General features: G+C 48.0%; 12 protein-coding genes. 7 read left to right on the top strand and 5 right to left on the bottom strand.

Annotated elements, in window-relative coordinates:
* From C9I99_RS12370 to C9I99_RS12360, 3 genes are read left to right on the top strand one after another with little or no spacing between them, the layout of a single operon-like run.
* Positions 1 to 1077: an efflux RND transporter periplasmic adaptor subunit gene (locus tag C9I99_RS12370; protein WP_107349197.1), complete on the top strand. Its 1077-nt coding sequence runs from the start codon at positions 1 to 3 to the stop codon at positions 1075 to 1077.
* Positions 1078 to 1085: 8 nt separating this feature from the next.
* Positions 1086 to 1322 (top strand): hypothetical protein, encoded by a 237-nt coding sequence (locus tag C9I99_RS12365; RefSeq protein ID WP_107349196.1) that lies wholly within the window; start codon positions 1086 to 1088, stop codon positions 1320 to 1322.
* Positions 1319 to 4378 (top strand): efflux RND transporter permease subunit, encoded by a 3060-nt coding sequence (locus C9I99_RS12360; protein ID WP_107349195.1) that lies wholly within the window; start codon positions 1319 to 1321, stop codon positions 4376 to 4378. Before C9I99_RS12365 ends, C9I99_RS12360 begins: the two co-directional genes overlap by 4 nt.
* A gap of 78 nt (positions 4379 to 4456) precedes the next feature.
* On the opposite strand, the gene C9I99_RS12355 is transcribed toward C9I99_RS12360, so the two are convergent.
* The 3 genes from C9I99_RS12355 to C9I99_RS12345 are packed head-to-tail and all read right to left on the bottom strand — an operon-like array spanning position 4457 to position 6425.
* Positions 4457 to 5134, bottom strand: coding sequence for a ChrR family anti-sigma-E factor (locus tag C9I99_RS12355; protein WP_107349194.1), 678 nt, complete (start codon positions 5132 to 5134; stop codon positions 4457 to 4459).
* Positions 5127 to 5741 (bottom strand): sigma-70 family RNA polymerase sigma factor, encoded by a 615-nt coding sequence (locus C9I99_RS12350; protein WP_243734630.1) that lies wholly within the window; start codon positions 5739 to 5741, stop codon positions 5127 to 5129. Before C9I99_RS12350 ends, C9I99_RS12355 begins: the two co-directional genes overlap by 8 nt.
* A gap of 48 nt (positions 5742 to 5789) precedes the next feature.
* Positions 5790 to 6425 (bottom strand): hypothetical protein, encoded by a 636-nt coding sequence (locus tag C9I99_RS12345; RefSeq protein ID WP_107349192.1) that lies wholly within the window; start codon positions 6423 to 6425, stop codon positions 5790 to 5792.
* 164 nt (positions 6426 to 6589) lie between these two features.
* Here C9I99_RS12345 and C9I99_RS12340 point away from each other — a divergent pair, with 164 nt between their 5' ends.
* Entirely contained in the window at positions 6590 to 7984 is a 1395-nt protein-coding gene (locus C9I99_RS12340) for a DUF4397 domain-containing protein (protein WP_107349191.1), read from the top strand.
* Positions 7985 to 8000: 16 nt separating this feature from the next.
* On the opposite strand, the gene C9I99_RS12335 is transcribed toward C9I99_RS12340, so the two are convergent.
* The gene (locus C9I99_RS12335; protein WP_107349190.1) at positions 8001 to 8348 is read right to left on the bottom strand and encodes a hypothetical protein; all 348 of its coding nucleotides are present in this window, start codon (positions 8346 to 8348) and stop codon (positions 8001 to 8003) included.
* Positions 8349 to 8821: 473 nt separating this feature from the next.
* Between C9I99_RS12335 and C9I99_RS12330 the strand changes: the two genes are divergently transcribed.
* On the top strand, positions 8822 to 9244 hold the full coding sequence (locus tag C9I99_RS12330) for a hypothetical protein (RefSeq protein WP_133638251.1): 423 nt from the start codon (positions 8822 to 8824) through the stop codon (positions 9242 to 9244).
* Positions 9245 to 9415: 171 nt separating this feature from the next.
* Positions 9416 to 9877, top strand: a complete 462-nt coding sequence (locus C9I99_RS12325) for a hypothetical protein (RefSeq protein ID WP_107349188.1) — start codon at positions 9416 to 9418, stop codon at positions 9875 to 9877.
* A 559-nt stretch (positions 9878 to 10436) separates the two neighbouring features.
* Here the strand turns inward: C9I99_RS12325 and C9I99_RS12320 are convergent.
* Positions 10437 to 11903, bottom strand: coding sequence for a sodium:solute symporter family transporter (locus C9I99_RS12320; protein ID WP_107349187.1), 1467 nt, complete (start codon positions 11901 to 11903; stop codon positions 10437 to 10439).
* Positions 11904 to 12190: 287 nt separating this feature from the next.
* Between C9I99_RS12320 and C9I99_RS12315 the strand changes: the two genes are divergently transcribed.
* A complete protein-coding gene (locus C9I99_RS12315; RefSeq protein WP_107349186.1) occupies positions 12191 to 13186 on the top strand; it encodes a LacI family DNA-binding transcriptional regulator in 996 nt (331 codons plus the stop codon).
* Positions 13187 to 13259 lie beyond the last annotated feature (73 nt).

Here is a 13259-nt window from a genome sequence, read left to right as displayed (position 1 = left end):
ATGTTGAAGAAGATGTCCTTGGCCGTGCTTTCGATGATGGTGTTGGCCGGTTGCCAAGAACCGCCGCAACAACAGCAAACAGCTTCCCTTGCGGTTTCGTCTGTGCGGGTCGAAAAGCCGGTTACCAGCCAGTTCCGCACTTTTAAAGGACAAGTTGAAGCAGCTGAGAACACCCCGTTGGCTTTCCGTGTCGAAGGTGAACTGCAGCGTGTGTTGGTTAAATCAGGTCAACAGGTCAAGAAAGGCCAGTTACTGGCTGAACTGGATGCTGATAAGTTTGAGCAGCAGCACAATGATGCGCAAGTGCAGTTCCAACTGGCTGCCAAGCAGCTGAAACGTGGCCGTGAGTTGTTCGAGCGAAAGATGATCTCCAAAGCTGAGCTTGATGAGCTATCTGCGAATCATAAGCTGGCAAAAGTGAACTTCAATTCGGCTGAGCGTCGTTTGGGCTACACCCGTTTGGTGGCGCCGTTCAATGGCATGGTGGCGGATGTGCCGAAAGAATCTTTTGAGGCGGTGTCTCCGGGGGAAGCCGTTGTCAGCCTGTACCAAGACGATCTGCTGTATATCAATATTGCCGTGTCCGATAACGTCTTGGCCACACTTAACCCGCAGCAAGCCAACCACAGCTACCAGCCGGTAGCCCGTTTCGGGACAGAGTCGCAAACCTATCCGGTGAACTACCTCGAGCACACCAGTGAGCTCGAGCCCCAAACCCAGACCTATCGCATGTGGTTTGAAATGGCGCAGCGAGAACCAGCCATTTTACCGGGTACCAGTGTGTCATTGCGTGTTGATATGGCCGAGGCCGGCCTGAGTACCCAACAAGGTTACCAGCTTCCTATGACGGCCATTGATGCAGGGCGCGAAGATGGCCAGTTCTTTGTTTGGAAGGTTGAAGGCAATCAGGTTTACAAGATGGAAGTGGGGATTGGTCAGCTCAACAATCATGGTGCCATCGTGAGCAGCGGTATCAGTGAGGGTGATCGTTTGGTGACATCGAGCTTGCGTAAATTACGTGATGGGATGGACGTGACATTGTTAGTAACAGCGACCACAGAGGCGCAAGCCCAGTGAAGTTGAGCATGCCTACCGTTCGTCGCCTCCTTATCCGCTGGGTGGTTGGGTGTGTGATAACACTCGCCGGCCTTGCTTTTTTTACTGAGCTGGGCCAGCTGATGGCTGGGAAGCTGATTGAAGAAGGCATGCAGTATTTAGAGTTATCAATTCAGGCCAAGCCCGTTGTAATAACATCGGTTGGGCTTGGGGAAGAAGATTGGGGATTGACTATGGCAGTAGCCATCATGGGAGCAATACAGTGAATATTGCTGAGTATTCAATAAAAAATAAAGTCATTAGCTGGCTGTTCATCATTATTCTAGCCGTAGGGGGCGTTACCTCATTCTTGGATCTGGGAAGGTTGGAAGATCCGGCGTTCACCATCAAAGATGCAATGATTGTTGCCACCTACCCGGGTGCTACCTCGACGGAAGTTGAAGAAGAACTCACCTATCCGCTGGAAAAAGCGGTACGCCAGTTACCCTATATCGATAAAGTTACCTCGACCTCGTCGGCCGGGATGACCCAGATTACGGTGAGCATGGAGATGATCTACGGCCCGGATGAGCTGCCGCAGATCTGGGATGAAATGCGCCGCAAGGTCAATGATTTGCGTCCGACCTTGCCATCGGGTGTTAGCTCACTACAGATCATCGACGACTTTGGTGACGTGTATGGCGTGATGATGATGCTGACCGGTAAGGGGTATTCCTATGTTGAGCTCAAACAATATGCCGATTACCTGATCCGCGAAATCGAATTGGTTGACGGGGTGGGCAAGGTTAGCTTGGCCGGTGATCAACAAGAACAGATCTTTGTTGAGATCTCAGTTGAACGTATGGCGGCACTGAATCTCGACATGAATACTGTGGTTGGTTTGTTGAACCAGCAGAACAGTGTGATTGCATCTGGTGAGCTGATGATTGATGGCCAGAACTTAGTCATCCGTCCGAATGGTGAAATGAACAGTGTTGAAGCGTTGGAAGACCTTGTTATCCATGGCCGAGATACCGGTAATTTGATTCGTTTGAAAGACGTAGGCACCGTATCTCGCGGGATCCAGGAAAAACCAGGTAATATTGTCACTTATAACGGCGAACAAGCCATTAACTTGGGTATCTCGTTTACCTCTGGGGTCAATGTTGTTGAAGTCGGCAAACAGCTTGATGCCCGCTTGGCGGAGCTGGAAAATATCAAGCCTGCTGGTGTAGAGCTCAATTACTTCTATAACCAAGCGCAGGAAGTGGATAAGTCGGTACAAGACTTTGTTATCAGCTTGGGCCAGGCGGTGGCAATTGTTATCGTTGTGCTGTTGTTTGCCATGGGACTTCGCAGTGGCGTGATCATCGGTTTGGTATTGCTACTGACCGTATTCGGCACTTTTATCATGATGAAACTCAACGATGTTGAGTTGCACCGTATTTCCCTTGGTGCCCTGATCATTGCGCTGGGTATGCTGGTGGATAATGCGATTGTCGTGGTTGAAGGGATCCTGGTGGGCTTGAAGAAAGGCCGGACCAAGGTACAAGCCGCAGTCGATATTGCCAAGCAAACACAATGGCCATTGCTGGGTGCCACGGTGATCGCCATTACGGCCTTTGCACCGATTGGTTTGTCTTCGGACGCCACCGGTGAGTTTATGGGCTCCTTGTTCTGGGTATTGTGTTATTCCTTATTCTTGAGTTGGGTCACTGCACTGACGTTGACGCCATTCTTGGCGGATCTGTTATTAAAAGATGAAGACAATGCCCAGCAGGATGAAGAAGATCCGTACAAAGGCGTGATGTTTACTGTCTTTGGTGCTTTGCTGAAATTCGCTTTGCGATTCCGTTGGTTGACCATGGCCAGCATGGTTGCCCTGCTAGTGACGGCTGTGATCGCGTTCGGTCAGGTGAAGCAGTCATTCTTTCCGCCATCCAACACGCCGATGTTCTATGTCGATATGTGGATGCCGGAAGGGACTGATATAAGAGAGACCATGGCGCAGACCGAAAAGGTTGAGCAGTATATCCGTAACCAAGAGGATGTGGCGTTCGTGACGACCTCTGTCGGTCAGGGGATGCAGCGATTCATGCTGACCTACCAGCCGGAGAAAAGCTACGAGTCATATGCCCAGTTGCAGGTCCGCACCACCGACCGTGACAACATGTTCGATTTGCTGCACAAGCTCGATGCAAGCTTGCCTACCAAGTTTGATCAGCCGACTTTCCTGTTCAAGCTGATGGAATTTGGCCCATCGCCAGCCTCGAAAATTGAAGCGCGGATCATCGGTCCAGACCCGCAAACGTTGCGTGATATCGCGCTGCAGGTCGAGGATGTATTGTTGCAAGATCCAGGCGCGCGCAATGTTCGTCACGACTGGCGTGAACGTACCAAAGAGTTAGTGCCGCAGTTTAATGAAACCAAGGCTCGTCGTTTGGGGATTTCCAAGGAAGATTTGTCCAATACCCTGCAGATGGCTTACGGTGGTAACACGATTGGTTTGCTACGTGACGGCACTCATATGCTGCCGATCATTACCCGTCTGCCGGAATCTGAGCGGATCGATTACGATACGCTGCAGAATCTTCAGCTTTGGAGCCCAGTACAACAGGCCTATGTGCCGATTGAACAGGTGATTGATGGGGTAGCTCTTGGTTGGTCAGAGCCGCTGATCCAGCGTCGAGACCGCAAGCGTACCCTGACGGTTCTGGCTGACCACGATGTGCTGGGCGACGAAACGGCGGCAACCCTGTTCAACCGTATTCGCCCGCAAGTGGAAGCGCTGCCGCTGCCGGTTGGCTATAGCATTGAGTGGGGCGGGGAGTATGAGTCATCGAAAGATGCGCAGGAATCCATGATGGCCTCGATGCCGATGGGGTACCTGTTCATGTTTGTTATCACTATCTTCTTGTTCAACTCGGTGAAGAAGCCATTGGTGATTTGGGCAACGGTACCACTGTCGATTATCGGTGTGGCCTTTGGCTTGCTGTCGACCAATATTCCTTTCAGCTTCACCGCATTGCTCGGCTTGCTGAGCTTAAGTGGTATGATATTGAAAAATGGTATTGTACTGTTGGATCAAATCAATATCGAACTGGAATCGGGCAAGGTGCCTTATGATGCCATTGTTGATAGTGCCATTAGTCGTGTACGCCCGGTGAGCATGGCGGCACTGACGACTATTTTGGGTATGATCCCACTGGTTTTCGACGCCTTCTTTAACTCGTTGGCGATCACCATCATGGCAGGCCTTGGCTTTGCCACTATCCTGACCCTGATTGTGGTGCCGGTATTGTTTGCCTTGTTCTACAACGTAAAACAACCAGCAAACGCTTAATTATCTAGTCGTGCCAGCATAAAAACAAACCCCGTTGTGCGTTCGCACAGCGGGGTTTTTTATACGGTTATGATTGGATTAGTGCCTGAAGAATAACTGGCTAAATGGATTGAGCAAGGTCGCCAGACCGGAGGTGAAGTGCAGCGGTGCATTTAATAAGGTCAGGCATAAACAGTCCTGCCCGTCTCGGGTACGCGGTAAATGCTTGTGTTCTTTAGTTTGTACAATGAAATCACCCGGTTGGTAGGTGCCGCTTTCATCGTAGAACTCACCGGCAAGGACTAGAGTGATTTCTTGCCCCTGATGGGTATGTTCTGGCAATGCGCTGTTCGAATCCATATAGATGAAATTCATTTGGCTGTCACCGCAGACGTCGACTTGAGCCCGCTTGATGTTGCCGGGCAGCCGGGACCAAGGGCCTATCTTGTCGTTATGCTGCTGTAAAATCGATGGAAGTGAATATGCTTTGTCTTCCAGCGCCAATTGGCAAGCAGGGGCTTTGTCGGGCACCGGTATATCCACAGCCTCTTGGGCCATAATATCCATCATCATCGCGTTCAGAGACGGTGATAATGGCACGGGCTCGCTTTTCTCAAGTTGACTGGCTTGCTCGGCCTCGATGGATGCCAGTTTCTGGCGGCAATGAGGGCAAAACTCCAGGTGAGCGTTGAGCATAATGCTTGACGGCGACTCTAATTCACCGCAGGCATAGTGGCGGAGGAGGTCATAGTTAGGATGAAAGCGAATATTAGCCATCGAGGGCCTCCTTCATTTTTTGCAGGGCAAGACGTAGTCGGCTTTTAACTGTACCGAGTGGTACATCGAGGGCATCGGCAACATCTTGGTGCGATGCACCTTGCATACAGATCATTCTGACAACCTCAGCCTGGGCTGGCGGTAAAGCGGCAATAACACGTTCGAGCTCGTTGCTCACAATGGCATGAAACTCAACAGGCAGCTTGTCTTCATCTAACTCTTCGTGGAGGATTGGCCAGAGATCGTCACCTTGCACCCAGTCCTGCTGGTGCTTGGATTTTCGAAGCAAATCAAATTTAACATTCCTGGCGACAGAATAAATCCATGTCAGGGCCGCCCCTTTGGATTCATCATAGAGATGAGCTTTGAGCCAAACCTTAAGCATGGTTTCCTGGACGATTTCCATCGCCATAGATTCATCGCGCAATTGCTTGCGGGAAAAATTAAGCAATTTCGGGGCGACGGACGTAAACAGCTGTTCGTAGCTGCGACGACAGCGGGTATCGGCAATATTGTTCAGTAGCTGAGCCACATCAATAGTGGGCGCTTCATCGTTGATCATAGATTCCTTGCTGATCCCGGACTGCATGACTGCATGTGTTCTCATTGTAACCCTATCTGCAAAGCATATGTCTGTTTGCAGTAAACGCCAAAACTAATTGAAACGATCACTCTGGCGGATGATTCCTTTCAGGTATCGAATACATAGTTGGGCATCAGGGGATTTAAGCAACCGCTGTTTTTTGTCTAACGGGATAGGGAGGATCTCCAGCCAGCGCCAGCACACCCAGTTGGTGTTGAGTTGATGGGGCGTGCCCTCAAGGAGTGCTGCAGAATATGCTGTTTCATGTTCAAGCTTGATCGGGTGATGACGTTCACTAGGATGAAATTGATGGGTACATTCAATGAGGCGAGCAACCAAAATGTCATCCATGGGGAGATAACTGTTTTGCCATAGTGGGTAGAGCTGTCCTTCGAGTTTTTGCTGTTTGGTCACTGGGGAAGTGACTTTGCCCCAGTGTTCAATTGCTAACTTGAGTTTAATTTGACTCTCGCTGAGCCAATCTACATCTTCAATAGCAGCAAACATGATGATGTCACCACTATTGTTGGCTGTTTGCCCTGAATAATCTTGCATCACTAACCACAACCCGCCCTCGCGCAGGCCGTCAGATACCGTATGTGTAAAGCTGTATCCGGTACCACTGATTCTACCATTACCCATCGGCATTAAGTGTTCAGTGCACATTAGAAAGGGTAACTGTTTAAATTCGTTGCTGATTAGCGACACGGTGTGATCTCCTTTTTTTATGTTTACGCGGTGAAAGCATGTTTGGATGACTACGCATTTCCGATAGGAGTGAGAGAATCTTAAAAGTGAGATTTTTTTTTGTGATCGGGAGAAAGCAAGGCATGCGTAACTAATGCCACAGACAAACATTGAGGAACGCTCTGATGAATGCCAAGCCACTAACACTCGCTGTAATTTCCGCCATTGCTCTTGCTGGGTGTCTAGATAGCGATGACGACGACACAACAACTGCGACTTCCAAGTTGCGCGTTACCCATGCAAGTAGTGATGCACCACTCGTTGCCATCAACCTCAATGGGGAAACGGTTGATGGGTTGGAGAGGGTCGACTACCAAGTTGCCAGTGGATTGCTGACCATTGACAGCGGTGCCTACGAGGTTGCTGTTGAAGCCCTGCTGACCGGAGAAGATACCCTCGAGGTGATCAACGAGAATCTCGATTTTGCGCCGGATATGCAATACGACGTCTTTGCTGTTGGCCAGACAGCAGATATCGCGCCAGTCGTGCTCAGCCGCGAAGATATTGCCCCTACAGGTGACGAGGTCCGTTTAGATGTACTGCATGCCCATCCTGATGTGCCACCGGTCGATATTTACCTTACCACCGATGACGAGATCACCGATGTAGACCCGGCTGTACCCGGACTGGGTTTTGCCATCGACAGTGATATTCTTCCTGTAACGGTAGGTGCCGGTACTTATCGTATTCGTATCACCGTCAGTGGTTCAAAAGATATCGCCTTTGACAGTGGTGAATTGGATTTGGCTGGTGGTAGCGATTTAATGATCTCTGCGGTACCTAATGTAGGAGGCGGTGCGGTATCACCCGTGAATCTACTGGTTGCTGATGGTGAAGCTGTTGCGGTACTGCGAAATATTGGAGAAAAAGCCACAGTTAGGGTAGTACATGCTGTTGATGATGCACCAGCGGTCGATGTATTGGCTTCAGGTGCACCGGTTGATGGTTTGACCAATATTGAATTCAAAGAATTCCGCAGTTTGGATGTCGATGCCGGTAGCTATGATTTGGCAGTGGCCGCTTCATCTGACAACACTCTCGTTGTAATTGAAGCACCGGGCGTGGAATTTACTGCAGGCAGTGCAACCAGTATTTATGCCATGGGTAAATTGAACAGCATTACCGACGAAACCATCGAACCGGTAGTAATAGAAGAAGATCTGCGCTCGGTTGCAACCTATGCCAAGGTACGTGTTGTCCATGCTAGTCCAACGGCAGGCGGTTTGGGGTTAGTGAATATTCACGCCTCTGCCGATGGGATGTTTAGCGAGTCGACCGTTGTGCTTGAAGGCGTTGATTTTACCGATAGTGCGGTAATCAACGTACCTGCTGGGACTTATATGCTGGCCGTGATCCTGCAAGGCGATGATACGTTCACCCCGGCAGTGGAGGCTACAGCCATGGTTGAAAATGGCGGTGTGTATTCTGTCGTTGCCACCGACGACTTTGCTGGCGGCTTGTTACTCAATGTCGATAATTCGGCAGATGCAGATGCAGATGCAGATGCAGAAACTGAATGATCACTCGTAGTACTCGTTAGAGAAAGCCATCCTTGGGGTAGGCTGATAAGTTATGGGGGGCTAAGCTAATGCTTGGCCCCTTGAACGTTGTTGGCTTGATAACTGTTGGGCGTTTCTGCCAGTGGCTGTACTCTATTGTAAGTTTGCCAACTAACGCATCACCAATTGCCCACGAAAAGACAAACTGCTTAGGGAAACGGTCCTTACTTAGCGGGCGGTATTCCTGCCATGATTGCCAGACTTGCCTATCACGGACTGCAATATGCGCACAGATACCATCCGGTGATCGTTTTGCCAAGTGGTGACGGCAGTTATGGTCATTAAAGAAACTTAAGATAAAAGCCAATATGTAGTCTAAATTCATGACGCTTTCCTTTATTGAATTTGATTTCAATAAAGGAAGGCTTACCCAAGCGTTTTCAGGTCAAAAAGATTAAATCACTGTCTACCGTTAGTAAGGAGCTGGCCGAATGATCAAGTCAACACTATTGCTAGCTAGGTTTTGTTGGCAGTACAGTTTGGATTGATAACTTGTTTCTGCCCTATTATGAGTTAGACACTTGATTAAGCGGTTGTTACCTGTGAATGTTAGTTTGACAGTAAACCGCGTATAAGTGATTTAAGACTAAAAAATCAAAAAAGTGTTCCGCTATAGAGGAACTTATACGTAAAACCAAAAGATAGAGTTGGAAAATTGTAATCGATGCTCTTACTATTAATTAAACTTGCATTAATAATCTCTTAGTTGAATATTGATTGTTAATGGTGTTAGTAAGCTGCATACAAAGAATGCATGCTGAGGCCGATTAAGAGTTCAAGGTAAAGGGAGCATTGATCTTGAGAGTCTATATTGCGATTTTATTGTTAGGAGTTGCCACAAAAGTAACCGCTAGTGTGCCCGATTTAAAGGGTACCAAAGAACTATGTCATAGTTCAGCTAAGTTGTTCGAGAAAGGTAAAATGAAAGACCTAGCAGACACTCTGGTGCCGCATTGGCCGATTAATCAGGAAGAAATTAATAAGCTTGTTCACCAAGGAATATCTCAGTTTGAACTATTTACATTTAGATCTGGCTCTGCATTGGGAACTGAGTTTATTGGAACCCGAAAAGCCGGTTCAAGCTTTGTGATGCACACTTATGCTATTAAATTTGAATATCACGCTATGCGGTATAATTGTATTTTCTACAAGCCAAAAAATGAGTGGGTTGTAAATACCATTAATTGGGATGGGAAATTAGAGCCCCTTTTTAATCAATAGATTATTGGCTTACTTAACTCTCTGAAGGAGTGATACCTATAATTGGTAATGCTTTTCAGAATATGAGATTAAGTCGTCACCATACCTCTCAATGATGTAAATTTTTCAAGGGAAAAGCGCAATGGAAATTACACACATTGAGGCCTGGTGATTTCTGTAACTAGGTTATTTATGAGCAAACTATATGACACATGGCATGTGGCTGTACATACGCTTATCCCTGTATGTGTTTTTATAATATTTTTTACTGCTTTATTCAAAAAATGGAAGAGAAGAAAGCAAGTCATGATTCTATTTTTTTGTGTCATGCTGATCAGCTTTTTTTCATTACTGTTTCTTAAACGTATGATTAGAAATGAACTGTCAGAACAGTTGAGTGAATACAGTTTTATCGTAGGCTCAACTCTTGAAGTTGATGAAAAAAGATTGATCAGTGCATTAAAAAATCAGATATACATTTCTACCAATAAAACTCGACCAGTAGATAGAACCACATTGCGTATTGTTATTCATTCTGGAGAGGTTGAGTTGTGGATATCTCGAGACTCTGATAACCCAAATATATATTGGATATATCATCCGAAGTATTCATATAGCCGTAGCAATGAGATCGGTAAGATTCAGGTTAGATGAACTAGATAGCTAGGTCATCAACTCCCTTGATTTCAGGTGTAAGGGTACACTAATTCCTCTGATGTTACACATGTAGAGCAAGAGGTCTAACTCAAAATTGTCCAAAAGTGAGTTTAAAATCATCAAATTGATTATGTGATCAAATTGATTATGGGCCTATTTCAACTCAACGTGAAGCTTCAATACTGCAGCGCTAGGAGTAACCACCTGAATTTAGGTGCATGATTTTAAAGGTAAAAAAGCTCATCATCACACCATGCAAATGCAATCTCATGAATATCTAGACACCCTCTTTGAACGAGCATCACCGGACAGCAAGGGTGCACAACAACCGCTAAAGCATTGAATTCTGGCCTTGGTAATCCAGAGCAGATGCACTACGACGTAATGATTAAGGAATCAACTTGTGAGACCGATGCTCACTCGGCAGGACTATTAACGATCATGAGTGTTGACTCTGGTCATATGCTTGGGGTTGTTATTCAGCTCAAAAATCGAAACTCTGGCTTTGCTGGCATCGCCATGAAATAAATGGTACTTAGTTTTACTCAATGACCAGCTAGCTAGCGTTAGAGGCAACCGTTAGTTGCTTTTTTTTCATGATGGTATCCGCAAGCAACAGCATGGCGACCGGTACCAAGAGGCCCACGGCCTGATTCATTACCCCCATGTGAGCGGCAACCCAATCAATATGGGCAAGCACAAATTGAAGCAGGATGCCTGCCCCAGCGGTTACAGCCACAGTGAGGTAAGCGTGGAGCTTAGTGACCTTTCCGACAAACAAAGCCCACAGGGTTGGCATTACCATCGGGCCGACAAACAGGCTGGTAATGCTGACAATCAGTTTTTCGGCACCGCCCAAATATGGGATGGCAATACTGATTCCGATGACCAGTATACCTAGCATGATAGTCATTAGGCGTCCGACGGTGAGCAGCTGCTCATCGTTGGCTTGCGGATTGATGTGCTTGCCGTAGAACTCGGTGGTTAGGGCGCCGGAGAACACATTGAGTTCGGAGGAGGCCATACTCGCAGTGGCTGCCAGCATTGATGATACTACTAGGCCTAGCATGCCGACGGGCAAGACAGCCTGTGCCGATAAGATGTAGGCCTGCTCAGGGTTGGCATCCGGATTGATGGTGCGGTAAATGATTGGTGGTAGCATCCAAAGTACTGGTGTGATGATGTACAGCGCGCCGAACAGGTAAGAGGCCTTGCGCGCATCTTTTGGTGACTCGACACACAGGTGGCGCTGGACGAAAGCCCACTCACCGCCCACTTTGAATACGTGTACCAAAATCCAGCCGAAGATGAAGATTTGGGTATAGTTGCTGCTGAAGAGTGATAGGTGTCCTTCAGGCAGGTGGGCGAGAATGTTTTCGCCACCCCCGCCCAAGCTGTAAATCATTGGCAGGATCAGGCAGACCGACAGCATGAGTATCACAAATTGGGTGAAATCAGTCAGTAGTACCGCCCATAGGCCGCCAAGGAAGGTATAGAGGATGATCACCGTACCGACGATGATGATCAGCCAGTTAACACTTAAAAAGCCATTGTCATCGGCAAAGACGCTATCGGGGGCTTGTGGGAGCAGTGAGTTGACAATCACTGCCACTGAATACAGGGCTACCGAGACGCCAATAATGCGGGTAATGATACCCAGCCAAGTATACATTTGCAGTACGCCTTGGCCGTATTTCTGACCGACAAATTCAGCCGCCGAGGTCGCGCCGGATTCCTTCCATTTACCGGCAAAGAAGTATCCTGCGATCAGGGCTGCGATCCCCATGCTCATACAAACAGTAATGGCCACCACACCAAGGCGGTAGGCGACGCCGCCCCATACCACGAAGGTGCCGGCAGAGAACATGGTCATATACGCCGAGATGCCAGATATCCACCACGGGGATTTCCCGCCGGCAGAAAACATATCAGCGCTGTTGGTCATCCGTTTGGATGACCAAAAGCCAATCCCGACCAAACCGGCCAGAAAAGCGATGAGGACAATTGCGTCTAAGATGTTCATCGTTTCATTCCTATATTGTTATTAGAATACTTTATCTTCGACGATTCGGGCACAAGGATCGCTATGGGTTGCCGTCAATGCCGTATCTCATGATTTCGTTCGATGGCAAAGGTTCAGCTAATAAAGTAACGAATTTATGCTCTGTGCGCAGGCATTTGTTTCGGTATAATGTCTACAGTATTGAGATTCACGCGCTGTTAAGTGTGCTGGATGTCGTTAAGCTAGTATTTTTGACTGAATAACCTGAAGCCTAGGCTGAGATTTAGACCGAGGCATGGAGTAGTAAAATGGCAGCGACATTAAAAGATATTGCCAAAGTGGCAGGTGTTTCGGCAGTGACGGTGTCGTATGTACTGAATAATAAAAACCGGGTCAGTGAGGCGACCAAAGCCAAGGTGATGGAAGCGGCCAAGTCGCTAAATTATATACCAAACCGTGCGGCAAAAATGCTTGCTAGCAAGTCGACCAAGCATATTTGCCTTGTTATCTCAGGCCCGGATTATGAATACCTGACCAACCCGTATATTTACAAGTTGGTTAATGGTGTCGGCTCGTCGTTGAATCAACATGGCTATGAGCTGACCCTGCGCATGGCCAAGACGGATAATGAACTGGCGTTTATCCAAGGTGAATTGAGCTCCAACCTTTACGATGGGTTATTGATTTGGGGTACCCGAATGCCAGACGAGCAGTTCCTGTCGCTGTTTGACCACCGGGTGCCGATTGTTTCTATCGCCCGTGATCTTAAGGACGATACGGTCAATGCGGTGTTGGTTGAACACTACCAGTCTGCCTATCGGATGACCCAATATTTGATTGAGAGTGGTTACCGGAAAATTCTGTTCCTCGGGAAGTTGGATGTCATCAAAGCGGCGCGGGATCGCTTCGATGGATACCGCCAGGCTTTACTGGATCACGGCATCGAGTTTAATGAAAGCTGGGCATACAAGGCGGATTACTACCAAGAAGATGCCTACCGCATTGTGTCTGAATTGAAGCAGGTTGATTTTGATGCGGTATTCGCCGCATCGGATTTGATGGCGATCGGTGCGATGAAGGCATTATTGGAAAAGGGATTGTCTATCCCTGCTGATATCGCTGTTGCCGGGTTTGATAATATCCCCAACAGTGACATGTTGCCGGTCGGGTTAACAACTGTGGATACACCAATATTCCAGCTGGGATCGCAGGCTGCAACCATGCTGGTCAACGTGGTCGAAGGGCGTGAAACCGAGCGTAAAATCGAGCTCGGGACGGAATTGCTGGTTCGCCAGTCTACCTAGCACACCTGCTACACCTAGATCACAGCGAATTTCCAGATTGGGCGGAGCCCTTTATCCGCCCAATAGGGGGATG

This window comes from Photobacterium lutimaris (assembly GCF_003025555.1).
GTDB classification, from domain to species: Bacteria; Pseudomonadota; Gammaproteobacteria; order Enterobacterales; family Vibrionaceae; genus Photobacterium; species Photobacterium lutimaris.
This window is presented reverse-complemented; position numbering and strand designations above follow the sequence as displayed.